This is a genomic window from Rhizobium sp. 007 (assembly GCF_015353075.1).
Taxonomy (GTDB): Bacteria; Pseudomonadota; Alphaproteobacteria; order Rhizobiales; family Rhizobiaceae; genus Rhizobium.
The window spans coordinates 1-26,040 of sequence record NZ_CP064191.1 but is presented as its reverse complement, the minus strand read 5'-3'; the positions used below and the strand labels follow the sequence as shown (position 1 = coordinate 26,040).

At 56.4% G+C, this 26,040-nt stretch carries 21 protein-coding genes and 4 pseudogenes; 9 read left to right on the top strand and 16 right to left on the bottom strand.

Annotation, left to right across the window (positions count from 1 at the left end; all coding sequences use genetic code 11):
* Positions 1–57 precede the first annotated feature (57 nt).
* Positions 58–422: pseudogene (locus ISN39_RS37370) on the top strand (recombinase family protein); the annotation flags it as partial.
* Between the two features lie 60 nt (positions 423–482).
* Here ISN39_RS37370 and ISN39_RS37365 read toward each other — a convergent pair.
* From ISN39_RS37365 to ISN39_RS34045, 3 genes are all read right to left on the bottom strand, one after another.
* Entirely contained in the window at positions 483–866 is a 384-nt protein-coding gene (locus ISN39_RS37365) for a hypothetical protein (protein WP_246763645.1), read from the bottom strand.
* Positions 867–1,133: 267 nt separating this feature from the next.
* Positions 1,134–2,165 (bottom strand): IS110 family transposase, encoded by a 1,032-nt coding sequence (locus ISN39_RS34050; RefSeq protein ID WP_194732362.1) that lies wholly within the window; start codon positions 2,163–2,165, stop codon positions 1,134–1,136.
* A gap of 205 nt (positions 2,166–2,370) precedes the next feature.
* Positions 2,371–3,267, bottom strand: coding sequence for a hypothetical protein (locus tag ISN39_RS34045; RefSeq protein ID WP_194732361.1), 897 nt, complete (start codon positions 3,265–3,267; stop codon positions 2,371–2,373).
* A gap of 613 nt (positions 3,268–3,880) precedes the next feature.
* Between ISN39_RS34045 and ISN39_RS34040 the strand changes: the two are divergent.
* Positions 3,881–4,426 (top strand): annotated as a pseudogene (locus ISN39_RS34040) (type IV secretory system conjugative DNA transfer family protein); the annotation flags it as partial.
* A 317-nt stretch (positions 4,427–4,743) separates the two neighbouring features.
* On the opposite strand, the gene ISN39_RS34035 reads toward ISN39_RS34040, so the two are convergent.
* The 3 genes from ISN39_RS34035 to ISN39_RS34025 all read right to left on the bottom strand — a co-directional run bounded on the left by ISN39_RS34035 (position 4,744) and on the right by ISN39_RS34025 (position 7,017).
* On the bottom strand, positions 4,744–5,601 hold the full coding sequence (locus ISN39_RS34035) for a hypothetical protein (RefSeq protein ID WP_194732360.1): 858 nt from the start codon (positions 5,599–5,601) through the stop codon (positions 4,744–4,746).
* A 107-nt stretch (positions 5,602–5,708) separates the two neighbouring features.
* Positions 5,709–6,668, bottom strand: a complete 960-nt coding sequence (locus ISN39_RS34030; RefSeq protein ID WP_194732359.1) for an ImmA/IrrE family metallo-endopeptidase — start codon at positions 6,666–6,668, stop codon at positions 5,709–5,711.
* 4 nt (positions 6,669–6,672) lie between these two features.
* Complete coding sequence (locus tag ISN39_RS34025) at positions 6,673–7,017, bottom strand: helix-turn-helix transcriptional regulator (RefSeq protein ID WP_194732358.1); 345 nt, start codon at positions 7,015–7,017, stop codon at positions 6,673–6,675.
* Positions 7,018–7,245: 228 nt separating this feature from the next.
* Between ISN39_RS34025 and ISN39_RS34020 the strand changes: the two genes are divergently transcribed.
* Together ISN39_RS34020 and ISN39_RS34015 are read left to right on the top strand one after the other, a co-directional pair.
* Positions 7,246–7,986, top strand: coding sequence for a multiubiquitin domain-containing protein (locus tag ISN39_RS34020; RefSeq protein WP_194732357.1), 741 nt, complete (start codon positions 7,246–7,248; stop codon positions 7,984–7,986).
* Complete coding sequence (locus ISN39_RS34015) at positions 7,983–9,383, top strand: ThiF family adenylyltransferase (protein WP_194732356.1); 1,401 nt, start codon at positions 7,983–7,985, stop codon at positions 9,381–9,383. Before ISN39_RS34020 ends, ISN39_RS34015 begins: the two co-directional genes overlap by 4 nt.
* Before the next feature lie 347 nt (positions 9,384–9,730).
* Here the strand turns inward: ISN39_RS34015 and ISN39_RS34010 are convergent, their stop codons facing one another.
* Positions 9,731–11,953 (bottom strand): S8 family peptidase, encoded by a 2,223-nt coding sequence (locus ISN39_RS34010; RefSeq protein ID WP_194732355.1) that lies wholly within the window; start codon positions 11,951–11,953, stop codon positions 9,731–9,733.
* Positions 11,953–13,077, bottom strand: a complete 1,125-nt coding sequence (locus ISN39_RS34005; RefSeq protein ID WP_194732354.1) for an ATP-binding protein — start codon at positions 13,075–13,077, stop codon at positions 11,953–11,955. The genes ISN39_RS34010 and ISN39_RS34005 overlap by 1 nt, the downstream gene beginning before the upstream one ends.
* A 204-nt stretch (positions 13,078–13,281) precedes the next feature.
* Between ISN39_RS34005 and ISN39_RS34000 the strand changes: the two genes are divergently transcribed.
* The 3 genes from ISN39_RS34000 (at position 13,282) to ISN39_RS33990 (ending at position 17,811) form a co-directional block, all read left to right on the top strand.
* On the top strand, positions 13,282–13,548 hold the full coding sequence (locus ISN39_RS34000; RefSeq protein WP_194732353.1) for a hypothetical protein: 267 nt from the start codon (positions 13,282–13,284) through the stop codon (positions 13,546–13,548).
* A gap of 411 nt (positions 13,549–13,959) precedes the next feature.
* Entirely contained in the window at positions 13,960–15,897 is a 1,938-nt protein-coding gene (locus tag ISN39_RS33995; protein ID WP_194732352.1) for an AAA family ATPase, read from the top strand.
* A 6-nt stretch (positions 15,898–15,903) separates the two neighbouring features.
* A complete protein-coding gene (locus ISN39_RS33990) occupies positions 15,904–17,811 on the top strand; it encodes a UvrD-helicase domain-containing protein (RefSeq protein ID WP_194732351.1) in 1,908 nt (635 codons plus the stop codon).
* A gap of 53 nt (positions 17,812–17,864) precedes the next feature.
* Here ISN39_RS33990 and ISN39_RS33985 read toward each other — a convergent pair whose 3' ends face one another.
* The 5 genes from ISN39_RS33985 to ISN39_RS33965 all read right to left on the bottom strand — a co-directional run bounded on the left by ISN39_RS33985 (position 17,865) and on the right by ISN39_RS33965 (position 21,484).
* Complete coding sequence (locus ISN39_RS33985) at positions 17,865–18,362, bottom strand: hypothetical protein (protein WP_194732350.1); 498 nt, start codon at positions 18,360–18,362, stop codon at positions 17,865–17,867.
* Positions 18,363–18,455: 93 nt separating this feature from the next.
* Positions 18,456–19,529, bottom strand: coding sequence for a hypothetical protein (locus tag ISN39_RS33980; protein ID WP_194732349.1), 1,074 nt, complete (start codon positions 19,527–19,529; stop codon positions 18,456–18,458).
* A 28-nt stretch (positions 19,530–19,557) separates the two neighbouring features.
* Positions 19,558–20,064, bottom strand: a complete 507-nt coding sequence (locus ISN39_RS33975; protein WP_194732348.1) for a GIY-YIG nuclease family protein — start codon at positions 20,062–20,064, stop codon at positions 19,558–19,560.
* Between the two features lie 27 nt (positions 20,065–20,091).
* A complete protein-coding gene (locus ISN39_RS33970; protein ID WP_194732347.1) occupies positions 20,092–21,228 on the bottom strand; it encodes an RHE_PE00001 family protein in 1,137 nt (378 codons plus the stop codon).
* A 94-nt stretch (positions 21,229–21,322) separates the two neighbouring features.
* Entirely contained in the window at positions 21,323–21,484 is a 162-nt protein-coding gene (locus ISN39_RS33965; protein WP_194732346.1) for a hypothetical protein, read from the bottom strand.
* A gap of 261 nt (positions 21,485–21,745) precedes the next feature.
* On the opposite strand from ISN39_RS33965, the gene ISN39_RS33960 reads away from it, so the two are divergent.
* On the top strand, positions 21,746–22,663 hold the full coding sequence (locus ISN39_RS33960) for a recombinase family protein (RefSeq protein WP_194732345.1): 918 nt from the start codon (positions 21,746–21,748) through the stop codon (positions 22,661–22,663).
* 33 nt (positions 22,664–22,696) lie between these two features.
* Here the strand turns inward: ISN39_RS33960 and ISN39_RS33955 are convergent, their stop codons facing one another.
* Positions 22,697–22,879 carry a DUF3008 family protein gene (locus tag ISN39_RS33955; protein WP_194732611.1) on the bottom strand — a complete coding sequence of 61 codons (183 nt, stop codon included), beginning with the start codon at positions 22,877–22,879 and terminating at the stop codon, positions 22,697–22,699.
* A 183-nt stretch (positions 22,880–23,062) separates the two neighbouring features.
* Positions 23,063–23,164 (bottom strand): annotated as a pseudogene (locus tag ISN39_RS37785) (DUF2934 domain-containing protein); the annotation flags it as partial.
* Between the two features lie 196 nt (positions 23,165–23,360).
* Between ISN39_RS37785 and ISN39_RS33945 the strand changes: the two are divergent.
* Positions 23,361–23,714 (top strand): annotated as a pseudogene (locus ISN39_RS33945) (ProQ/FINO family protein); the annotation flags it as partial.
* 1,018 nt (positions 23,715–24,732) lie between these two features.
* Here the strand turns inward: ISN39_RS33945 and repC are convergent.
* Entirely contained in the window at positions 24,733–25,944 is a 1,212-nt protein-coding gene (gene repC / locus ISN39_RS33940) for a plasmid replication protein RepC (RefSeq protein ID WP_194732343.1), read from the bottom strand.
* Between the last annotated feature and the right edge of the window lie 96 nt (positions 25,945–26,040).

The following is a 26,040-nucleotide window of genomic DNA, read 5'->3' as shown; positions in this document are numbered from 1 at the left end:
CTAACCCTGTCGGAATGTGAGACTGTACGACAACTCCTGATTCGAGGTTTGTCGTATATGTTGATCGGATACATGCGGGTATCAAGTAGTGATGAGCGCCCGTCGGTTGCCTTGCAGCGCGACGCCCTGCTCGCAGCCGGGGTCGATCAGCGTCACCTACATCAGGATCGCGCTTCAGGCGCGCGCGACGATCGGCCGGGGCTGAAGGCTTGCCTTGCAGAATTGTGCGGAGGTGACGTGCTGGTCGTTTGGAAGCTCGACCGTCTGGGCCGGTCACTCTCCCACCCGATCGGATTCTTGAGGATCTGAAGTCACGCGGGGTCGCCTTCCGCTCTTTGACGGAAGCGATCGGTACGACGAATTCGCACGGCGCATTCCTGTTCAACCTGTTTGGCACGCTTGCCGAATATGAAAGAGCGCTGATCACGGGCAACTCTGGTCATGCCGCCAGATCCCACATTTTGATCGATGCTCGGTTAACGCTACAGTGCCAGAACGCCCTGGTCGAGATCGACGTCGGCCCGGAGGAGGCCGAGCGCTTCGGAATGGCGCAGTCCAGCCACCGCTATCAGCCCGAACAGGCAGTGATATGTCCAGCGTCGCAGGGCGTTGGCCGGCGGTAGCGACAGTGCTGCCGCCAGAAGCGCCTGAATCTCGATGTCGCTATAGATGTAGGGCTTTGTCCGCCGTGCCGACGGCACAGCGTCGCTTGGTGGCACTTCCGTCAGAGGATCGAAATGAGTGAGGTGCTGGGCAAAGCAGCGCACATCAGCCAGGCGGATGGACCAACTCGGCTGCCGACCCATCGAGGTGACCCACTCCATTGCCAGATCAGTCGTGATGGTCTCGGCGCTGCGGGCTTCCATGAAAGCGGCGAACTTCTGTAATGGGCCTTTGATCGTCAAGTCCCTCTGAATGATTATCTCGTCGCTGAGGTCATGCTTCTGTCCGTGGTCAGCACGAAGACTGCCACACTATGCCATCAGATCAACAAGCCGACAGGTCAATCTAGGAAGCGTGCTTCGCCGAAGCGGTCACAGCACTACACACGACCTTGCCAAGCCTGCGTCCCAGCGACGGGACCTCATCAGATGCAAGCCTTGTACTTGACTGCATCAATCACATATTTCGCCTCATGCCGCCATAGGGCTTGCGCTCCAGCGAAATTCCGTCGCATCCACCCACATGCGGTGAAGAACGACACCGAGTTTGCGTGCAAGGGCAACCTTCGCGCGCTTCATCCCGCGACGCCTGGCCACATCGAGCGCCCAGCGCTTCAGACTGGAAAAGCGCGACGCCCGCGTCAGCATTATGTGCGCGGACTCGAACAATGCGGTTCTCACCATCGCGTCGCCGACCTTGCTCACGCCGCCATCGCGATCGGTTTCGCCGGATTGATATTTCTTCGGCGTCAGCCCGAAGTAGGCACCCACGGTGCTGGACTTTTCGAACCGGGCAGGATCATCGACTGCAGAGCGATAGGTCAGCGCAACCAAGGCACCGACACCCGGCGCACTCATCAGCCGTTGGCAAACTTTGTCGGCGCGGGCGATCCTGAGCATCTCGCGGTGCAGCTTCGTAAATTCGCTCCACAGCGCTGCTCGCGCCGTCAGCATCGCGTCAATCACCATCGATAATGTCGCATGCCCTGCAATCAGTTCGCGGATGCGCGCCTCAAAACGCCCTCGGCTCACTTCGCCGACCTTTAATCCATAGCCGCGCAGGATACCTCGAATGCTGAGCTCGACGTCGAGCAGCTTGGACTGCAGAAGCTTGCGGCCAACCAATAGAGCCCGAGTGTCTTGGGCCGGCGACGATTTGGCGTGGACCGGACGATACCACCCCATGCGGAGAAGTTGCGCAATCCCTCGTGCATCCTTGCGGTCAGTCTTCACCGTCATCGCCGAAAGCGCCGCCTTCACATGCCGTGTTTCCAGCAAAACCACCTCATGACCCGCAGCAACGAGAGCCGCGTATAGCCATTGGGACAACGGACCCGCTTCAAGGCCGATGCGCTCTACCGGGAAGTCCAGTTGATCAAAATACCCGACCAGGCATTCTGGCTCGCTGCCCACCTTGGCCTCGCGAACCAACTTGCCCGTCGCGTCGACCACGCACACGCTGCTCTCTTTCAGCGAGACGTCGATTCCTGCATAATACTCCATGGCTGTTCCTCTCATGATGCTTGAGGCCGATCGCTCGGACCTCGTTCCAAAACATCATCATTCTGAGGGACAGCCACCCAACTGGCTACTCATGAGACGCCGGCCCATTACGGCATCTAGAGAGCTTCCAGGAAGCGCCCATCGGGTGATCGGGCGCTCCGTGTTATCCAAGCTTGGCTATCTGCGCTGCAAGCTCCCGATGAACTCATCGCCCGGAGCTTGAACGTTCCCTGCTTCTACCGCAACTAATGAATTCCGCACGCGCGCGATCAAAGGTTTCAGTGATGGATTTCGCGACGTCGTGCATCGCCTTCGCTTGCTCCAATGAACCGACTCCTGCTGGGAGCGCTTGGACCTGAACCTCAATTGCGTCGATGCTCCTGTCCACTGACCCTTGCGGCCGTGCAGGCTGCCTGCGGGACAAATCTTGCTGCTCTTTCATCATCTGGTTATAAAGCGGGACCAACTCCGGGGTATGGTCAAACATGGCGGCAAGTTGCGCCTTGTGGCCTGCGTTCAAATGGTCATGTCCCCTTACAAGGGCCCTGGCTCCGTTGCCGCGAACTTCTGGATCATCGTCCGCGAAAGAAGTCAGCGCTCGATCAACAATGCGCCTTCTATCATGATCATGATGAAGGTCCCCTAGGTTGGTCGATAATTCGGCGACCGCGGCGGCTTTGTCCCATTTGTTAACGTTGAAGATGGCGTGGTCGATTATTGCCGTTTGCGCATTGGGCTCGTAAAATTTTAATAGTGGCTGGATCGCGGGAATTTGCCGGCGTGCGAAATTAAAGTTGGCCTCGGGAGTATCGTCCGGAAATTCGGGCAGCGCCTTCTCAGACAAAGTCGCAAATGAAGTGCCGAGCCGATTGAGCCGCTCTTCAAACTGCCCTGCGTTGCCTCTCGCGAACTCTTTTTGCACCGCAAGGTTCGCTATTTTAAACTGGCCAAGATTGATTGCCGCTTCGCGCGGGTTTTCGGGGGTTAGACCTTTCGCCACTTCTGAAAGTGCGTCTGTCGGCAGGTCAGTTAGTCGTGTGACGCCAGCGGCGGCGCGGGATGAACTTCCAGCTGCACGTACCCGTTTACTATCGCGATCCATGGTCGGACTCCGAAGTTATTTCTTTACCCTACGAGCGTACCATCGAAGCCTGGTCTGCCAAACCAACGTTGCGTTACATTTGTAAGCTGGAGAGGCCTCTCCAGCTCCAGAGCTCATCCTTTGAAGTGGGAAGCATCTTGTGCAATTGAACGAAGCCGCTTTCGCGGCATCTGGCAACAATACGGCTTGCGCACTGCGGTCTTCTTTGGCGTCATGCTTGGTCAAGCCGCGATTTAGCTTCTGCTTGGCCGGAACAACCTGTCACCACGGCGCGCTGAGGCTTCCAACACCCTCGTATCTCAAGCGTTCGCAACGCCGCGGCGATCATCAACTCACGTCATCGATAACGAGACGACGAGTGCCCGCAACCTCGGTAAGTTACAAAGGTGTTTTAATCCGATTGAACCTGTAACAATAAATATACTCTTTTTAACTTGATTATAATTCGCGGCGTAGCGTTTTAGTCCATTTCTGGATATTGCGTATCTCAGCCAGGTCCGGATCTTCCGCTCTCTGGGTGCCGCCGCTAACGAGTGGCAACATCGCCTGATGACGGGTTCTATGCCGTGAGGACCGCGGCATTCTACTACCAATCGAACGATACGATAGACTGATGATTTCAAACGAAACTAGGCCTTTAAGAATAGCTGTGAGCATCGTGTGTTCACTGGCTGCAGGTTTTTGTGGGGCGAGCTTGTACTCAACATTCCGTTACGGTTTTGACGGAAGGGCTTTGATGACGTTTGACATCCTCGCGTTTTGGTATGAGACGCCTTTCTATCTGGGCTACACAACCCTCTTCTTCTACCGGGGTTTGGCTGTCGTCGTCTTAACGTCGGGAACCATTCTGCTAATGCAGCAGATGATGCCCGGACGCAATCGGCAACATCACGGCACCGCGCGCTGGGCTCGCGTGGATGAAATGCGGCGTGCGGGTTATCTTCAGCGGTACAATCGCATCAGTGGTCCAGTGTTTGGGAAGACGAGTGCTCGTTTTTGGTCTGACTATTACCTGACTAATAGCGAGCAGCCTCACAGCCTCGTCGTTGCGCCGACGCGCGCGGGAAAAGGCGTGGGCATTGTCATTCCAACGCTACTTACGTTCAATGGCTCAGTGATAGCCCTCGACGTTAAGGGCGAGCTTTTTGAACTCACCTCCGGGTAGGCGCAGGATACGTGTAAAACCGGGCTGACGAAGGCGAACAATGTTGATAGTCTCGTTCATGGCGTATCGCTCTCCTTGAGAGGTTCTGGCAGGCTTCATCACCCGCCTCGATACGCCGCCCTTCTCAAACCGTCATCACCCAGTTTCAGCCATAGCTCCGCTGTCGGGATCTTTAGCGTTCATCGGCCATGTCGCAAAGATTTCCGGACATGATAGCACGCAACGCCGCGCGGCGTTTGGGACAAGTTCCGAGAAGACACGGCGAGACCGCGATTTTCATCGTGGACTTCGTAGCTAGCGGCAGGAACCGATCATTCATAGAACGCGCTATTATCGACGGAGATGACGACGCTTTCTCGAATTATGCGCTGTGGCTCGATCACTCGTGCATTCATCGTTGCGGTATACGGATACGAGTCTGAGAGGACGACGCCCATGTCATTTCGGAGATCCGATCCGGAGCCGTATTGCAGCTCGACGTAAACAGTTCCATCGACGGCCAGTTCTATGAATTCGTCATCAACGAAAGTCATCGTGTAGTCGTTGATGTCATGTCCATCAACGGAGGTATGTGTCGATAGCTCATCGAGATCCTGCAAGGTCTCCGACAGTAGTGTGTCCAGAACAGCGTCGAAGACCTCCGTCCTCAACGAGCGATGCACTTCTTCTCGGCAAGTTCGAGCTGCGTCGTAGATATCCAGCAGGCCGTCAAGGGAGTCATCCACCAGCACGCGTATCTCCTCGTCGTCGTCGAGGATGGTTTCTTCTCGCACATGCGTCGAACGGTTGAGCCTTTCGATTGTCGCCAGCAGTGGTCGAGCTATCTTGCTAAGGTCTAGTTTCAGAACCTTTTCCACAAAGTCTGCCGGCAAAGCGCCTTGAATAATGTAGGTAACCCGCTGCCTGCGCGTCGGGCCTTTAGTATCTTTGACGAGCTCGTACCAGCAACAGGCTGTCACCCGTTGATCGGGAGCCATTGAATGAAGCACATGGCCTGTGAGCTCACGCATGGCTGCCGCACATAGGTTGCCCCGGATCGGATTTTCACTCTCTCCTACTAGAAAGGCGCCCTCAAGGACGGTTGTCATAAACTTATCATCCGGATGCTCGCTGGCTAGAGCCTTTCCTTTTGCACGTATTTCCGACCATTCCGGCACTCTGTAGGTCATAACGATAGAACCTGTTCAACTGATCGGCGCCTCATTGGTTCGGGCTGCCGAGTTTGGTCAGTAAACGCTTTGAGAAAGTCCAGCTCTCCGCGATCGGGGCGGATCCTTCAGAACTTTTGCTGCCCCACAATGCGCACGATCCGACTGGAGGGAAAAGGCACAACGATTGATTTCTTCAACTCTGCCGTCGCGTGAATGAGGATGAAACTATTAAAAGGCGTTCCAAATCCCTCGGCGATGAATTCAACGACATCGCCGTTCTTATCTTCAAGTCGTAGTGTTCCAGGGCGCGACATGCGTCGGCCTGCAAGTGGTATGAACTCCGCAAGCGGGCTCAACCGATCAACATGTTCAGGCAATTTCAACTCACCAAAACGCTTCTGGAAAAGCGGCGAAAGCTCGACGCGACGCAATTCGGAACGCATTCCGAGAACAGGGCATATTTCAACGGGATTGAGGACAATCACCGCGCAGGCCCGATCGTTCCGCCTGACATACTCCCTCATGGAAGCGTAGGCAGACGCACCGAATTTTTTGCTCAAGGCCAGTGGCACTTTGATACTAAAAGCGCTGTCGGCTGCCATCTCTGCGAATCGCCCATCTTGAAACAAGACAACCGAAGCGAAGATGTTAGCCTCACGTTCGAACTGATCTGAAACATCAGGCGACAGCGACTTGTCGCAATCCTGGATCCACTTGAATAGCCCAGACTGGTGCGGGATGTGTTTATGGCCCGCCTCATGAAGTTTCAGAAAATTCTGCTTAGATTCTGCGACCGTTGTATCGACATGGATGAGGTCTTCGTGAACATCGAAAATCCCCCTCACCTTTTCGATCGCCGATTTAACAAGGTTTGCGGCGCGCGCGCCAAACTCGCGAGCATGACGCAGAAGCGCACGGGGATCGAACGCGCTCATCGGTGCGACGCGAAGTGTCGCGGCGCCTAGCAAATCGGGGACCGGCGTAGGTAGCCGGTCCCATGCGCTTGCCTTGTTCAACAGATCGGTCGCCGCGCGATGGATTGCTGCATACTCGCTCGGAGTGAGCGAACTGTCGTCAAGCTTCAATTGATCAATCCTTCTTCGAACGCAAATAACCAAGGTACTTGAGCAGTTCGGATTCCTCGGCTTGCGTTAAGTGTAATTCAGCGAAAGTCGCCGCCCTCCCATGGCGCTCAACATCGGTACGCGTCGTCGTAATGTAACCTGCCAACTCCATCAGTTTGTCGTAGTCCACGCCATAAAGGTTCGCGAGGGCATAAAGTATGTTTGGGGACGGCTTCTGAATTTTTCCGTTCTCAATCTGACTTAGATAAGCATTTGAGACTTCTTTGTTTGTCGCCTCTTCGACTCCGCGAAGAGTAAGCTTTCTATCTGTGCGGATTGACCCGAGATATTCTCCAAGGGTGACTTTCACGACTCTCCTCTTTCAATGGCAGCGCTTGTGGCGCCAGCGCTGCCCATGGATTTCGCGGCGCAAAGCATTTTACCCCGCCTGCTTGATAAGTCAAGCATGCGTGTCGCGTGCTAATTTTCTCAAGCATGCTATTTTTTTGCTTGACATACTTAGCACGCTTCGCAGATGATGCAGCCACTGACCAGCCGCGGTGGATTGGTCAGCACAACCAAACCCACGAGGTTAGAAATGAACAGCATTGGAAATGAAGGCGCGGCCTCCCCCATCGAAGAAGTCCTTGACGAGATCGCCGAACTGGAAGCTTACGCGAAGGAAGGCAAGCGCCCTCCTCTGGCGAAGGCTTACCGCTTTAAGATCAACGACAAGTCGTTCGTCTGGGACAAGCCGTACATCACCGGCCGCGAGGTCCTGGTCCTCGCCGGCCTGACGCCGCCGGAAAACTATACGCTCCGCGTAAAGCTCGCCGGCCACAAGCCGCAGAAGGTTGATCTCGACCAGAAGATCGACCTTCGTCATCCGGGCACTGAAAAGTTCCGTGCGATCCGCAAGGAACAGACCGACGGTGAAGTTCAGGGGCGGCGCGATGCGCCGCTCCTGGACGCCGATATGGCTTTCCTGGAGGCTTATGGCCATCGTTTCGATATCGTCAGGGATGGCTCGACCTGGGCAATTCTCCATGATTTCCCGGTCCCCTCGTGCTTCAACCACAAGAGCGTGTCGCTCGCGATCCGCATCGAACAGGGCTACCCCATGACTCCGCTCGACATGCTCTACGTCTACCCGAAGCTTGCCCGAGTCGATGGCCGCGAAATTCCGCAGACGCAGGTCGAGCAGCCGATCGAGGGCAGGATCTTTCAGCGCTGGTCGCGTCATCGCTCTGGTGCAAACCTGTGGGTGCCCGGCGTTGACTGCCTCGAAACCCACCTCTTCCTCATCGAGGAGATCTTCGAACAGGAGGCCTCGCGATGAACGTGACCCTCAGCATGTCGGTCGATCAGCATGCTTTGCTGCAAGGCCATCTCTTCCCTGGTGATGGCCTCGAGGCCGCCGCCCTCTTGCTCTGCGGAGGAAGCAATCATTCAGACCGCTACCGCCTTTCCATTCGGGATGTGATCTTGCTCGATCATGACAAGTGCAAAAGGCTTGATGACCGCATTTCCTGGCCAACCGACCTGATCGTTCCTCATCTCGATCATGCAGAGGACCTCGGACTTAGCGTAGTGAAGGTTCATTGCCACCCTGGCAACTTCCCCCAATTCTCGGAGGTTGACGATATCGGAGATCACGAGCTTCTCCCTGTCGTCCGTTCCTGGATCGGCGCTGATATTCCACATGGTAGCATTGTAATGCAGCCATGTGGTCGGCTCTTTGGCCGCTATCTCTGGCAGGGCGACGAAATGCGGTCGATCGACATGATCAGCGTTGCTGGACCGGACATTCGGCTCTTCCCCGCAACTGCTCACGATCGCTCTTCGTCGTTCGGCCGATCTCAGGACCAGGCGTTTGGCGAGGGCACAACAGCAACGCTTGCAAGGCTGCGCGCAGGCATCGTCGGCATTTCTGGAACTGGTAGCCCTTTGCTAGAACAGCTCATTCGCCTTGGCTTTGCTGAAATCGTCATCATAGACCCTGATATCGTCGAGGATCGCAATCTGAACCGGATCCTGAACAGCACAGTCGCCGATGCCCGCATGGGTAGGCTCAAGGTGGACGTCGCTGAAGCAGCGGCGATCGCAACGGAGCTCCCGACCCGGATCATCAAGGTGCCGTCAACCCTGATGTCGCCAGCGGCGATAGATGCGCTCTCTGTGTGCGACGTGATATTCGGCTGCGTCGATACGCATACCGGGCGCTTTGCGATGAACTTGGTATCGACCTATCACATCATCCCTTATTTTGACGTCGGCGTCATGCTCGATGCCACCGGCGACGGCAATGCGGCGGGACGAATTCAGGACATTTTGGGCACGATCCACTACATCGTTCCCGGGCGTTCGAGCCTGATCTCTCGTGACGTCATCTCGCTGCGAACAGTCGCGCAGGAAGGACTTGCAAACTCCGATCCGGAAGCAGAGGCACAGCAGGTGCGCGACAAGTACTTCCGCGGCTTGACCGTCAGCCGGCCTGCGGTGATCAGCATCAACATGTTCGCGGCAGCCTTAGCGGTGAATGATTTCCTCGCAAGGATCCACCCCTATCGCCAGATGCCGAACAGTGATGTTGCCTCCGTGGAATTCAGTCTGGGTCAGCTGCGTTTGACTGCGGACGAGGAGCAGGAGAATTGTGTGCTTCTTCATCCGTGGACCGGCCACGGCAAGATTTCGCCGCTTCTTGGCTTGCCAGAACTTTCGGAGCCACGCTCGTGACCTGGCTCTCGGATACTGGTCATTATCTTACCGGAATGTTTCGTCACCTGTTGCGCCGCCCTTATCGCGGCGTAATACGCGAGGGGAGCATGCCGCGGTTCGTAGCACCGAAGACCCTCTACATCCTGAATGAGGATGGAGACCCCTGGCAGGCAACGATGGTATGTCCCTGTGGCTGCGGCGCGGTTCTAGAAATGAACCTAGTTCCTGACGAGAAAGCCGTCTGGCGCGCAAAAGTGGAGAAGGATGGCACAGGCACGCTCCACCCTTCCGTTTGGCGCCAAGTCGGTTGCCGCTCCCATTTTTTTATTCGGAACGGAAGAATCCGCTGGTGCGATTAAGCGATGTTACCGGCGGATCGGAATCTCAATAATCGGACGCAGGGGCTCGAGTTGCGTCTGATACCGACGAACAATCTGATCGTAGAGATCCGCAACGCGCTTTGCCTTGACGCTGATAACGAGCGCGTAACGCAATTCGTCTTCCGGTTCGAAATCTCGGCTCTCGAGGCGGGCGTTATAGTGAATGTCGAACGCTGGGTTGCGCAGACTCTTACCAAGAAACCCGACCGAGGCGTGGAGCGTATTCTCCCATTTCCAGGCGTCACGCCGAAGATCGCCTTCCGTCAGCCCCTTCTGAGCCTTGCCAAAGAAACTCTGCGTATCCGCATGCAGTTTCTTGTCTTCTTTTCGCTTTGTATCCTTGGGCCGAAACGCGATTTCCAGGCCCGCACGCGTATAGTTGCCTGGATGATGGGGATCCGTCAGGGTCTTGTAGCAGATCGTCGCCGTAATCTGGACCTTGCCTTCCATTTCCTCGACGGGAACGGGGATCGGGGCTCTCACGTAGTTGCGGGCAGAAATGGTACCCTGATAGATGACCCGGACGGTGTCGTCGCCGCACAATAGAATATCGTCCATTGTTCTGGCGACCCGGCCCCGACCGACTTCTTCAGCAGAGATCGATGACTCTTCGACCGTATGAACGAGCAATGCCCTTACTGCGAGCATGTCGACATTGGCGCCCAGGTGTGCCTTCACGCCGGCGGCCACCCGCAACAGGCTCGGCGATGCAAAGGACGTTCCACCCGTCACTTCGAGCTGCGGTTTTCCGTCCAGACTTGCAACGAGGAACGGGCGCTGCAGCGAGCCGCCGAAGTCGACAAGATCAGGCTTGATAAGACCTGGGCTTCGGCCGGGGCCAACGGAGCTGTACGCCGCGCGTGCCCAAGTGGCATCGGGACTATCTGCGGCACCAACGGCCATCGCGTTCACACAGTCAGAAGGCACTTGTATCCTGTTGAAACCAAGCGCCGCGTCCCGTTCTCCGTCATTTCCGACAGCGATCGTTGCCAAAGTATCGTTTCGTGCAAAACGGTCGTCGAGCACCGCAGTCCACGCGTGGACGTCGTCATCCTCGATAGGAAGATGCGGTCCGAGGCTTATGTTGACCAGATCGAACTGCTGACTGAGAAGCGTCTGATCAATGCGGTAGAGCACCTCGTAAAGCCCTTCGGGATCCTGGCTGGGATCGGTGTCGAGAACACGATAGTGCTCAACCGGCGCGTAAGGCCTCGATAGCGGTTTAGTCGGATCGATATGCCCGAACAGGAACGCAGATGTGACATGCACACCATGACGTCGAAGATCCTCATGCGAGCTACCCACGCCCGTGGTATCGATCGGCGTAGTCCAGGCTGTCAGCGGATGATTGTCTGGCACACCGCCGTCAAAAATGGCGACCCTGATCCCCGGATCCAATGCTGCTTCCGAAGGATATTGAATCTGAGGCGAGGGTGTCGCAGCGGCTCGAATTGTCGGCCGGAGCACACGAAGGGTCGGCATCTGTCGAAGTGCGCGGACCGCGGTAAAGGTCGCGATCTCCTCAGCGCGTTCACTTGGCGCGGTCAGCTCGACAAAGCAAAGCCCACCGGCATAAAAGCGGTTATCCATGGGAGCGTCGATCCCAAGCTCCGCAAGGTACGTCCGAAACGCACGAACGATTTTCTGCTCGCCGAGAAGCTCGTCGGTGTGTAGGACCGCCTCAAACGTCACCTTGCCCGTATCTGGCAGATGCCCCTTCAGCTTGTCATCGGCATTAGGAGCACCGATCTCCTCGATGGATATGATCCCGTTTGTTGCAGCGGATGAGCTGTTCCACTGAGGAAGGGCTGAGCTCCAATTGCGCAGAGACGCTCGCGGCCCCATCACGAAAATTTCTGTAGTTAAAGTCTCTTCTGAAGGGCGTCCAAGTGATCGCTTTCGCGGAGTAATTGATCGCGTGCGGCTCCCCACGGCCTCCACGCCGACCTGCTGGAACAGCTCCTTCGGATAAAAGGACTTTGCAATATATTCTGGATTGAGGACAACCGACAAAACGGCTTTATCGTCCGGGCATGCTGCAGCCGGAAGACTGTCCACGAAGGAGACGGCGCGGGTCAACATCGGTGCCAGACGAGACCGAGATTCAAAAAAAGTGTAGGGATGCTGTTTGGGGGCGCCACCTCTGACGCCGGTCACGGAAGAAACTAGGCGTTCGCCTTTCCCCAGAAGAAAATTCTGTTTCGCCATCAAGCGCCCTTTCGTTTGCGCGGGGTAGCTTCAGCCTGAGAATGGCTGCGCACGGTATCTCGAGCGACGCCGGTCATTTTTTGGACGCTGCGCTGGGAAAGTCCGCCGTCAACCAACATTGTTGCAAGATTGATGCGTTCCGATTTCGAAAGATGATCTGGTGAAATCAGGGCCTGCAAATGTGTCTCAAGCGCTTCTCCCGAGATCGCAGCTGCCCGGCGCGCACGCTCCACCGATTGCCGGATATCACTGAAAGATTGGCCTTGAAGTGCAACGGAAAGCACTTTTGCCCAGTGTTCAGCCTTGTCATTGTAAGGTTGAAGCAGGTCTTTCACGAGTTCATGAATTGCCCGCCGCTCAGGCATTGGAAATTCGACCTTCATCTCGAAGCGCCGCCAAACGGCAGGATCGAGCAAATCTGGGTGATTGGTGGCGGCTAGCAAAAGCCCCGTCGCCGGCCAATCATCAATCTGTTGCAAGAGCACGGTGACAAGCCGCTTAAGCTCACCAACCTCGTCTCGATCGTCGCGACGCTTTGCAATTGCATCGAGTTCGTCAAGCAAGAGAACACAGTCCGCCTGTTTGGCATAATCGAGTACCTGGCGCAGGTTTGCGCCGGTGCGTCCGAGATAGCTGCTCATAACCGCAGCAAGGTCGAGGATCATAAGGGGCTTGCCGAGCTTCTTTGCGAGCCATCGAGCGGCAAGCGTCTTCCCAACTCCCGGAGGGCCGACAAAAAGAGCAGTTCTCGTGGGATCTAGCCCCGCCGCGTCTAGGGCTTCGAGACGGCCACGCTCAGTGATCAGTTGCTCAAGCGCCACCGATACCTCCGTTGCAAGCACTGGAGGGTGGTCGAGTTCGATCGCTTCCTCGATTTTAAGCAGGTGGAGGCGGGAATCGGAATCCACCGGCATTGGCACTTCAGCCATCCGGCGTAGTGGAGTCTCCTTCGAAGGAGCCTCTCGAAGAAGAGTGGTCAGCGAGTGGGATAGCTCAGGCTTGTCTGCGCGCGTCTTGCGCGCGATGCGCTGCACCAGCATCTGGATATCCTGAGCCCGACCCGCAAGTGCCAGGCGCGCAAGACTGATAATGTCGGAGTCGAGATCCGCTTTTGCCGTCGTCATGTATGGAAACCCTCGTATGCCAGCTTGCAGTTTGGCTCAAAGTGGACGAAAATTCAATAACGAACAGTAAACTTCTTCCATAGGACCGATAACAATTTGTTTTTTTGGAGTTTATGATGGACTACAAGACGAAGCCTTGACGGCATTAGGCGGAGGAATGGCGGCGTGCTTTATTTCGCTTATGGATCCAATTATGGATCCAACATGGATCCCGACCACTGGCGCCAACGCTGCGAGGAGCTGATCAGGCTAGCCGACAATGGCGGGCTTGACTACAAGACGAGCCATCTTGAGCGCGAACGCGGCTATCGGCATTATGACCGCGAACTGAGGGCGCAGCAGCTCCGCGATGCGCAGCAGTGGCCGGAGCTGGTCGAGAAGATGCGCGCCGACCTGCGGCCACGGAAATCGCATTCACCATGCTTGAGTTCATCCGGGTTGCGCTCGCCAAGCAAGAGGGGCAGCAAGTAGCCGCCGATCGCCTTTGCGCCCGGATTGGCGCGGCGGAGCTGCCACTGCGGCTCGATGGAATACGAGATGAGCAACGCCGCACGATTATCGACACCGTCGCACGAGATAATCCGTGCGATCCCGCAGGCCGAAAACCCGAGCGACGAGACGCTCGAAAACTTCCGGGCCGCCTACATGAACCCGCCCGACGTCGAGCCATTTGCAAGAGATGGCCATGAGCGAAGAGCACCAATCCGGATCGGTAAGAGGCGAAAGCAGTGGAACTCCCGTCGTAGGTGGCTCCCTTTGCGAGCAAGAATGGCTTCCATTCGTTGGTCACCTCCCATGTGCATACCCGCCGAAGTAGAATTACTGCAGTAGACTTCCGTCAAACGCTTTGCAATTCTGACCAAGCGATTCTTGGGGGAAGTCATGTATCTGCAACGGGTTAAGGTCGAGAATTTCCGCATTTTCGAAAACCTTGAAGTCGAACTAAATAAGACTTTGAATATTATTGTTGGGGAGAATAATTCCGGCAAAACCGCACTTATCGATGCAATACGATACACTTTGTCGTCAAGGACAGGAGAGTGGTTGCGCATTCTCGAAAGCGATTTCCGCCGCGACACAACGCGATTTTCAATCCGGCTTAGATTTTCAGACCTTTCCACTCATCAAGCAGCGGCTTTCCTCGAGCATTTGACATTCGAAGAGTTTGACGGCCAGCGTAAGCCATTCCTCTATGTGACCCTCGCTGCAGAGCTGACCGAGCAAGTCGTTAGGGGCACCCGGCAGATTCGTTCCGACATCCGATCCGGCGCCTTAGGTGAGGGACCGTCCATAGAACGCGAGGCGCGCGAGTACCTTTCGGCAACCTATCTTAAGCCACTACGTGATGCCGAAGCCGAACTAAGCGGCGGCCGGGGCTCTCGGCTCGCACAGGTCCTCAACGCAGCTGAAAGCTTTCGCAATGCTGTCCACGTCGACAATCTTCTCGACGCGGTTATCCAAGCGAACGTCACGATTCTCGGAAACCCAGGCATCGCGGACAGCCTCACGCGAATTAAAGGACAGCTCAAAGGTTTGGACTTTGCCAATACGCCACTGAGCCCCATCATCGAAATCGTCGGCGGTATCGATCTCAACGCATTAGGTCCAGTTGAGCGTAAGCAGATGCTAAGGGCCGTTATCGAGAGACTCCAACTGCTGATCGACGAAAACGAGCGAATGCAGGGACTGGGATATAGCAATCTCCTCTTTATGGCCACGGAACTTCTGCTGCTCGAGGAAGAGCAAGACGACTTTCCAATGTTGCTCATCGAGGAGCCCGAAGCCCACCTGCACCCCCAGTTGCAGATGAAGTTTCTCAAGGCGATTCGAGAAGGATTTGGCGGCGATGAAAAACCTGCTCTGCAGAGCATCCTCACGACACACAGCCCGAACCTCGCTTCGAAGTCCGACCTCGAGAGCTTGATCATCATGTCTGGAGGGAAAGCCTTTCCACTCCGAAAGGGGCTCACCGAGCTGGACGACGACGATTATGTCTTCCTAGAGAAATTTCTCGACGTCACGAAGGCAAACCTGTTTTTCGCCAAAGGGGTTATTATTGTCGAAGGCGATGGTGAAAACATCTTGCTGCCAACGATAGCGAAGCTGCTCGGCAGGCCGCTCGATGACTATGGCATATCGATCGTCAATGTAGGCAGCACTGCCTTCGCCCGCTATGCCAACATCTTCAAGCGGCTCAATTTGGCTGATGAGCAACACCGTGACAAATGGCTCCCGATCCCAGTTGTTTGTGTCAGGGATATGGATCTGCGGCCGGAAGGAGCAAAGATTGCTGAAGGAAATCCTCTCGGCTTTATCCCATACAAGCCAAGGGGCGCGGTCTACTGGGAATCGCATTACGATGGAAACCCAGAGGCAAGAGCAACGTGGGTGACAAACCGTCGTCAACTTCAGGGACAGAATGTCCGTGTCGAAATCTCCAACCATTGGACGTTCGAGTTTTCACTGCTGATGTGCGGACTTGCTGAAGAAGTCTACGAGGCCGCTCCCGGAGGCGATGTACCATTTGCCCAGCTGCCAGCAGATCCGACTGAGCGGGCGCTGACCGTGTATGCTCGGATCTCAGTCGACAAGTCGAAAACGGAAACGGCCTATAAGCTGGGGCCCATCCTTGAACGGCGCTTTACCCCCCAGCTTACCGCGGCGCCGGCAGATGAGACGGAGCAACAGGCGGAGGCGCGTCACCAGCAGAACCTCCAGCTTGTAGAGCAGATGCGGCAAGAACTGCGAGCGGCCCTACCTTCATACCTGGTTCGCTCACTCGATTATGTCACTGGTGCCCATGAACAGGCTGGGGCTTGATCCGTCATGATCGAACTAGGCGACAACGATATCGATGAGCTGCTTCTCGTCTTGAACCGGAACCGCTCAGTTCCTCTGGTCCTTGATGCCTCTCGCCGGCAAGCACTTTGCGGGGACCACGATCTCCAGGCCTGCCCGGGGAGCGGAAAGACAACTTTGGTGGGTCTCAAGCTTTTGTGCTTGGTCCGAAAATGGACCGCTCCAAGGCAGGGTATCTGTGTTTTGACCCACACCAATGTCGCCCGAGACGAGATCCTGAAATGCCTATCAGGGCATCCGTCGGGCTTCGCCCTTCGAAACTATCCGTACTTCATCGGCACGATACAGGAATTCGTTAATACCTACATCGCCCTGCCCTCCCTCCGGTCGAAAGGTGTGACCGTCACCCAGATCGACGACGATCATTGCACGGCCCGGCTTGAGCGCATGGCATTGCCTGGCACAAAGACCTATTTGGGAAATAAGCACGCCTCGCTATCAGATCTTCGGTACCGCTGGGAGAACGACAACCTTGTGCTTAAAACTCCGGCATTTCCGGCGCCATCACCATCTCCGTCCTATGCAAATCTGCTAGCGATTAAGAGCCGACTCCAAGCTGAAGGCGCGTTCTTCTACTCGGAAATGTATGCATACGCACAGGAAGCGCTCTTCCACAATCACCACCTCGTCGATTCTCTGCGACATCGATTTCCGATCGTATTGATCGACGAAATGCAGGATGTGCAGCGGTTTCAGGACGACCTTATCAGCGCAATATTCGACCATCCGATGGTACACTACCAGAGGTTTGGCGACCCGGATCAATCGATCTTTGACGGGGTCGGCGGTGAACGGCCAAACACCTCTTACAATGCCGCGGATATGCAGCCGATTTCAGAAAGCCATCGGTATTGCCCAACCATTGCTGGCCAGCTGGGAGGGCTGAGCAGCCGAAAACTTGCTCTGACTACCAGCTGTGAATTGGAGCAGGAAGATCCGAGCAGCACGGTTATACTGTTTTGTGACGGCACGCGAGGGCAGGTTCTCGGTCGCTTTGCCGAACTGGTGCAAGCACTTCCCGTCGAGCGGCGCCTCGTCGTTAAAGCGGTGGCCGGGGTCGCCGAGAACAACGGTGAGGCGGCAGCCCCCCTCAGTATTGGAAGCTATTGGCCTAGTTTTCAACGTAACTTGCAACCCCAAAGCACAAAGCCCAACACGCTCTGCCAAGCGGTCAGACAAGCAACTTGCCTTGGTGCAAGCGGTAAAGGCCTCTCGCTCATCTTCGACGCCCTCGTGACCGCCTTTCGGCTGGCAGGCGTCCACTTCACAAATCGTGCAGGCCAAGAGAAACCACCATCCCGAGCAGGTCTGTCCGACTATGTTCGATCTGCCCAGGTCTATGCACCGCTCCGTCAAATGATAGCCGATTGGCTAATCGGTGCTGAGCCGGCGGAGGACGAGTGGGCGCATCATGTGGACGCGCTTCGTGCGCTCCTCCATCTTCCTGGCAACAATGCTGGATTGAACAGTTTTCTCGCCTATGATCCTGCGCCGGCGCCTGCAGCTGCGGAAGTTCAAGCCCCTGCAAATACCTTCATCTCAGAAGGCGGCGTCAGAATCGAGCTGGCAACCCTTCACAGCGTGAAGGGCGAGACTCACGACGCAACCCTCCTTCTGGAAACGAAATACCAGAAGCTCTTTGATTTGAAAGAAATGCTGCCGCATATCATCGACCACGCGTTGCCTGCGCCAATTTTCGATCCTGAACGCCCTAAAACGCATATTTCAATTCGAGCCTCTTTCATGAAAAAAGCTTACGTCGCTGCGAGCCGACCGAGACATCTCCTTGGTCTTGCAATGGATAGGGAACGGATCACCGCTGCCCAACGTCAAGGCCTGATTGCTGCAGGCTGGAACATCATCGACCTCGGATGAGCTGTTGGTTGGTGCCTCTCTTCAACGGCCTGCAGGAACTCGAAGGGAATTGATCAGAGGTGACTTTTCGCCCAAATGAGCGCCCCGAGGGCGGCCATCTTGGCATCTTCCTCCGAGGGATACCATTTACGACCGGATTGACGCTTCGCGGTTCCACGGCGTGAAACGGCAATGCGATACCCTTCCGTGCCTTGATAAACCGTCAGATTGAACCCCTCGGAATTGAGATAGGAATTTCCCGCTTGGGAGATCCGCCACTTCCTTCCACGCCAGTTTTTCCTGCGTGCAGCGAGCCGCCTCAGATCCTTCTCTCGGGCTCGCGGTCGCGCGTAGTCTTCTTCCATGTGCTCTGCACAGACGCACCCGACCGCCAGTGTCTCCGGATAGTCCGGGTGCTCCATGTAGTGGACGTAGCGAATATCGACGCTTTCACACATTTCGCACACCTGCGAGGGTTCCTCGAGATCATCTACGCCAACGCAACTCCAACCCTTGTGCGGCACATTTGCCTCAGACCATTTGCCACGCTGGGTATGCAAGTCAGCCGACATAGCTTCCCTCGGTCCTAAGCACTACGAAAACATATCCATCGATCGGCAGAGGTTTAAGTCCCCCAGGACAACGAGACAACGTTCTTTTGCAATCTACATGTCGATTGTCTTTTTGATTTCTGTTTGGCCGAACACAGGATTGGGCTGCAGGATGAATTGCCAAAGCGGCAGGGTCTCGTTCTTGAAGCCTTCCGGAATTCGGAGCGTGAATACTTCCGGGTCATGTCGGATATCCAGCGCTACAACACCCGTGTCGTCAACTGTCAGCTCCCTGTATGCACTGCTGACCATTTGGCTTAGACCGCCGATTGTTTCGCATCCCTGACCCTCATGCACCTGCTCGGGTTCAAACAAGAACTGGAGGGCGATGACCTTTTTCCCCTGAAATGAAGCCGTCGGCTCACCGCATGGCCACCGCCCATATCTCATGAGATAAAAAGCAATCTCTCTAGCATCATCCCCAACAATCTCGGTGTCCCCACACTCGAACTTCATCGACTTGTTGGTCAAGACGACCTCGGAGTTTTCGTCCGGCTCCATCGCCAGGTCTGGCGTCGTCCGGAATTCAAGGGACAATCTCGGTAGCGTGGCGATGGTGCGATCTCCGAGTATGGCCATCTCATTGAGGGCCATTGCTTGGACAAAAGAAATCGTAAAATGCTTTCCGACCCTTTTGAACGCGCTCTTCGACAGCAAGACCCAGGCATTTGCGTTGGAAAAATAGATCGCGATCTTGAGTGGAAGACCATTGAGTTCAGCATATTGCTCAAGACCGGCCATCGTCTTCGCAGGCAGCGTAAATTCTTTGTCGAACGATTTGAGGTAGAAGTTCCTTACCTCGACCAGCAATGCTGACCCGTCGTTCAGCACAATCCTGTAATCTGGAGCGATAAGATTTCCTGCCGCCGCGAATATAGCGCCGGCGTCCTCCTGTTTTATGAGCTTGCAGTAGCCCAAAGCACCAGCAACATGAGCGAAGAGCGCCTCTGCCCGCTTTCCATGAAGCAGAAGCGGATTTGTTTGCGATGCCTGGAGCGAGCCTTTCACGGCGTCGAGGAAATTGTCCATATCGCCTTCAACGTTGAGCTTGTACCCGCGATCACGCCCAACCGCCGTGTACAATTCAATGGCGTCGAATTTGGCTGGATCTCTTTTCACTCGTTTCATAACTGTCACTCGCTAGGTAGCCGAACGTTCAATCTGGGTCTGGAGCGTCGTAGTCGCTTTCTGAAGCGCCGCATTCCAGGCACAGATCGCCACCAAAATTCTCGCTATAGGTCCACCCACATGCCCAACCGCACTTTGGGCAAAATTCGTAGAGATCAGTCTCGCCCCATAACCAAGGACTTGCAAATTCAGGAACAGCATCACGATCGTAAGGGACAATCTCGAAAGCGTCCTGTCCGACGGCAATATAGGCTCTGCTGGAATACCGTTTCAAACTGTCGATGACATCATCTGGCGTGAGAGAAAACCACTCGCGGACGTCCAATTTGTTTCGAAAGACGCGGTGGAGGTCCTGCTCGATTTCTTTGTCCTCTTCGACTGAAGAAGTTCTGATCTCCCCCATCAGCGCGATCGTTCGCCGGTTGCCCGTCTGCAAATTCGAGATTCTGCGGGTCAGCGCCTTTGATCGTCCTATCTTAATGTAGAGCCGCCCAGCCAAACTGTTATCGAGTTCAGTTACGAAGTAGACGGTCACGCGAGCTCCCCCGTTTCAATTCGAGCACTATAGCAATCCCCACGCCCGAAACCTCCCCCTCCCCGTCATCTCGCGCAAGCCCAGCTCCTCGACGATCCGCAGCGCCGCCCGCGGCGTGACGGAAAGTTCCTTCGCGATCATACCTGCCGACACCAGCGGCCGCGAGATCACCAGTTCGATCAGCTCGGGCAGTTTTGACGAGGTGCGCCTCCCGATCAGCCGCCGGTCCATCATTTTGCGCGCAAGCAGCAAACGGTCATGTTCCTTCAGGCCGAGCTCTGCGGCGGCGATGATGCCGCCGAGAATGGCCAGCAGCCGGGCCTCCCGGTCGCGATGCCGGCGGCGATCGACGGGGACAGTTTTCAGGCCGAGATTGATCGCCGCGAGATGCGCGCCGGTGGTGATGCCGGCCTGGCGCAGGAGTGAAGCGGACAGCAGCCGGCCGAGCCAGGGCGCATGCTGAAGCACCGCGATCTCGTTCCAGGCATCGAGGGCGACGATTGCCTGCAGCACTGCAGGCAGGTCCTGGGCCTGCCGCAGCACGCCCCGCCATTCCTCCAGCCGCTCGTCCTCGTCCCAGTCAAGATCGTAAACCAGCGGATCCTTTTCCGAGGCACCGGCGCGGCCGGGCAGTTTTGCCTGCTCGATCGCGGCGTCGGAGCGAGCCAGCACCGCATCGATGGCGGCGAATTCGGCGTCGAGCGTGCTTACACTATCTTCGACCTCGTCCCCCTCCCCTCCTCGGACGTCCCCGTCGATAGCCGGCGCGGTCTCGCTCGCGCCCGCAAAGCCGCCCAACGCCACCGTCCCCGCCTGGCCCCTTAGGCTGCGGGTGCCATCGGCGGAGAGCGCCCAGCCGGGCGGCTGCGCGGCAATGCGCCGACGGGTTTTCAGAACATCGCGGGCGATGGTCAGTTCGTGGGTCGGTGTACGAATATCCTTTGTCGCATCATGGAGAACGAGGTCTTCAAGATGGACGAGCTCGCCGTCGATCCACAGCGAGGCACAGGCGTCGGTGAAGTGCGAGCGCTCGATAAACCCCTCACTGAGCGGCGAACGCGCAATGCGTTCGTCGAGACGGGTCAACGCCGACCCCGCTTCCGAAATCGGCCGCAGCAGGCTTGAGATGGGCAATCTGGCGAGATCATAAGACATTGAAATCATGGTAAATGATTTGCCAAACGGACACCAGTCGACAGTTGGCGTCCGTCATAGGCCACTTTTGTGGGAACGATGTTTGACCATCGATAAGTAGCGTTTATCGGAAGTGATTGATCTCGAGTCGCAAATCAGTGATGTCGGTCCCCCTAAAAGCCCGGAAACGCGTGGTTTCCGGGCTTTTCAGCGGATGCCGGCCAGGTTGTTCGAATTTAAACGCCTGGTCTTTGAAGCGCCACGACAGCCCTTCCAGGCTTGCCATCGTCCTCTCACCGCGCCAGTTGTCCCCGCGTAAGTGCGGCCCGCTCCCCTCGCCTCCTCCAGACCCGCTGGGTTTCCAGCATTTCCGCCAGGCAAGCCCGCTGACGCGCGTTTGCCTATGCGCACGCTCCGTTGCTCGTCCGCGGGCGTATTTCGCGTCTGGCGGGCCGCTATTCGACACCTAAAACACGCTTGCAAAGGAACGTTTTCTCACGCATTCATTATTTGTACAAAACGACTTCTGAAAGGGTCGCGAAATTTCATGGCGAGACGTGAAATCCCCGATCCCCGTCCTCCGCCGCAAAGGCTCATCGGATATGCGCGTGTGTCGACGGACGAGCAGTTCAACGACGCCCAGGTCGACGAGTTGCGAGCGGCTGGTTGCTACCGCATCCATCAGGAGCACGGATCCGGCGCATCCCGGTCCAGGCCGATCCTGACCAAGCTTATGAGGGAACTTATCGCGGGCGACGTGCTCGTCGTCGTCCGTCTGGACCGGCTGGCACGCTCCGTTAGCCACTTGCTTGCCGTCATCGAAGACCTCGAGGAGAAGGGCGTTCACTTCCGATCCCTTCGCGATCCAATCGATACCTCGACGCCGCAAGGCATGTTTTCTCTCCAGGTGCTAGGTGCCGTAGCCCAGCTCGAGCGTGCGCTGATCGCGGAGCGTACCAAAGCCGGCATGACGGCAGCTAAGGCGCGGGGCCGGCTCGCTGGTAATCCCGGACTTCGCGAGCGCCGACCGGAGGCGCTCCGCGCTGTCTCGGCCGCCCGCAATCGGGCTTATCTTGATGAGTTAATCTCATCGGCGCAGACATGGCTGCCGACGGTACGCCAGCTGCGACCGCAACACAGTTGGGATAATGTCGTGCGGATACTCAATCGCAAAGGTCACGACTGGACGGTCGAACGCTTGCGCCGGGCAATCCATCGGATGGTACGCGAGAAACTCGCCGAGCCAGAACTGCTCGGCCGCTCTCCTCGCCGACCGCCGGAGGACAATCTGATGAAGCTGGTCGCCGCGATCGCGATCGCCGATCCTGATCTATCGCTGCGCGACATTGCTGCCCAATTGGACCAAATGCATGAGCGGCCGCCGCGTGGTGGCCGGAAATGGCAGCCGTCTTCAGTCAGGGCGCTGTTGGACGAAGCGCGCCGCTTCGGGCTCGTTCGCCCATGAGAGCCTGGTTACGGGGCGGCCGAATCCGTTGCTTTACTTAGCAACATGTTGAGGTTTACCTTTTGTTTTGGTCGATGCGAACTCTTCGAGTTGCTTTTCACTCATGGCTTTTTCGATGCTCTTGGAGGCGCGCTTTAGCTTACTCTTGGGCGTCTCCCCGCGCTTTTCTGATAAAGCAGCATCCACGGCCTTCCGCTCTTTGGATTTTGGAGGCACTTGGGTCACCGTTGCATTCGCGGCATTAGATTCGGCCCCAGGAATGAGCTTGTCTTTCGATCGCTTTTCGTCAAGGCTTGCCGGCTTTCTCACCTTAGCGACCGTCTTCGCTCGCTTGTCAGCCTCGGATCGTTCTCCTGATTGCTTCGCGGTAGATTGGGCCTCGCTTCCAATCTCCTCGAAAGCTTTCAGCCAATGTTTGAGGTCCTCGCCGTGCGGACGGCCCTCCTGCTCCCAGATTTCATAGGCCCGATTTCGGATTTGTTTCTCTCGCGTCGCCTTCACGGTTTGCTCCTCCGACGTTGCAAGGGAACTGAAATAGCGCTGTTGCCTCGAAAGCAAAGAGCGGAAAGAACGTCCGTATCCTGTCGCCAGATTGCTTGCGATGCTCCGTCGCCGCTGTATCAAAGACAGGGTAGCGCTTCTGTCAACCTCTCTTCACAATCGATCCGTAGTGAAAGGAAGCGCAAGGTAGGAGCTCATGGACAAACCCTGGACCGCCAGCCACGGACCAATCGCAGCAACAGAGTTCGATGTTCAAAAGGCAGAGGCGATCAGCATACTGCTGATCCGTCCGATCGGCATTCTCCCCAATAAGCCAGGCGATCCGATCCGTCCCTTCGCGCTCGGCCTCTTCAACGATATCCGCGCGCTGCCAAAGCCTGATGTCAAAGCGACGGCATTGCGCCGAGCCGTTGGCTCCTTTGTCCACTCAAAACGGTACTATTTCGCGAGCGCCCAACCTGGCTCGATGCGCCATGACATCGATGGCAAGCCCGTGGAACCACTTTCGACCGAAGACCGACTTGTTGCGCAGCGCCGCAGCAGATCCGTGCCGCACTTCTCAGTCGAAATAGGCAGACCTAGCGCGAGCCTCCAAATTAGCTTGGTGGGCGATCTCCCACGATCTGCGCGTGAAGAATCTTTTCGATGAAGAGCTCCGAGCGAGTCGCCAAGAACTCCCTCCCCGGCGCCGCATTAAAACGGCATCCAATTGCCGCTCCGAGCCGCCTGTCCGACAGCGACGCCAGCAATGGCCGCCTGAGCCGGAAGGAGACATCAACACAAGTTTCGGGCGGGCACTGCCATCACCCCCCGGGAGCAAGGTCCTTCGCCGGGACGATGGATGGGTTACGCCGAAAGTCTTGGAGCAGCACTAAGGTGACTGCGCGTCCTAGATTTGCCAGCCGGTCCTCAACAGACCCCATAGAGCACCGGCCCAGAGCCTACTGCGGATAGAAGGAAGCCCTCGGCGAGGGATTAAGCTCACAACTGATGAACTCGGGAAGGCCCATTACAGAAGAAGACCTGGTTCAGGAAGTCGATAGGCCGATACAGAGTGAATTCAGGCGGACGGGCGTCGATTTCTCTCGGATGACAGCCTCTACCACAGCGCCACTGGAATTTGCGAGCAAACTGACGAAACAGTGCGGGAAGCCATTCCTGCTGACGTCTTAGGCGATGGTCGGAAACTCGGCCAATGGCATAAAAGCGCCAGAGCCCCTCAGACAAAGCCTTCGAAGATCGAATGAAGTCGGAGCCTGCCAGCGAGGTTCAGATCGCGTGATCAAGGTGCGCTTGACACCGGACGGATCGAAAAACCTGGTGCCTGGCCGACGATCGAAGATGATAGGAAAGAAGAAGGCATCCTCGAGAGAATTCCGTGGTAGGAAAAGGCGTTAATCGGCCTTCTTTCCGCTGAGCCGGCCCTGTTCACCCCCAACTCTCTAAAACACCACAGCGAAGGGTGCTCCGTCCGTTTTTCAGTGCTCGAAACCTGCTTGGCAGCGCCGACGTCAGGAAGCCAAAATCACGCTACGAAAAACCCTGACAGCTGTCAGGGTTTTATCGACTCATCCGGTCTTCCCGGCAACGCCTCCGTGCGCTCTTAGCAGCGCCATGAGAACCGGACCAAGCGAGAATTCACCTTGCCGCGCTCTCGCCGTAAGATCGCGAAGATAGCCGCCAGCCGAGTTGATATGCCCTGCCCGTTCAAGAATGCAGGCGATAGTGGCGGCCGCATTTTCCGGTCCCATTGTCTCACAAGCCTCCTGATAGGCTGATGCGCTGACACCCAGCATCGATCGCACGGTGACCGCCGACGCCATCAGATCTCGCCAGCTACAAATCGCGCCGCCGGGCCCGTATGCTGTGATTTCGGGGCATGCCCTCAACACCATTCCCAGCGGAAATGCCTTCATCGGCTCGCTCTTCGGGTCAGGGCTTTGGTTCGCCCTCACCCCCCGCTCTACTCCAGAGCTAGGTTCAAGTTCATTTATAGATTCGGTATTTGAATTCTGTTTGTGATGCTCATTATGGGCATCATTGGCGCTATAATTTTCTGTTTTTCCATGAAAATCCAGCATGTTGAGGATTTCTTCCTGCAGTATTTTCATTTCGTCCAGCAAACCGGCCAGGTCAGGGAGGCTCGGGGAGCGTGGCAAGCGGCGGATCAATTCGACGAACACGGTCTCGATTTTCTCCCAATCCCCGTCGGCGCCCTCTTCGACCGCGGCCGTAATGAGCTTACGGACGTCGCGGCGGCATATCGTGAGGCTTTCCTTTGCCCTTTTTAAGGCTATTCGATTCGCGGCTACCTGTTGCGCGATGCCCGCAAGTTCCTCAGCGCGCATGAGCAGAGGTGAGAGATCAAATCCGAACGCGCTTTCGATCGTCCCTGCCTTGTCCTTTCGGGCGTACCGTTTGCCATTGGCGCTATCCTTTCGCACGATCAATCCGGCGTCGACGAGAAGTGCCAGATGTCGGCGAAGTGTGGCGCCGGCAATACCGTGTGCACGGAGTGTCAGCTGAGCGTTCGATGGAAACACGACAAGCTGAGCGTCCTGACGCAGCTCATTTTCGGGATAGAAGCTCAAAAGCGCGTCCAGGATCGCCAAGCTGCGATCCTGGAGGCCGAGCAGTTCGCGCGCTTCTGAAGCGTCGCGGAAGATCTTCCATTTATCTGCCGACTTGCCCGGCTTGATCTCTTTTGTGGCGATCTGTCGTTTCACCAGAGCAAGCGTTATCGGCCGGCGCCCAAAGGGCGTCGTCACATCACTTTGCATTTTTCTTCACCTTCTAAGAGGCAAAAGAAATCCGCTCACCCAAAATACGGTGCCAAAGACTCTTGACTGGGATTCGGGGAAATGCGATTCTCTAGT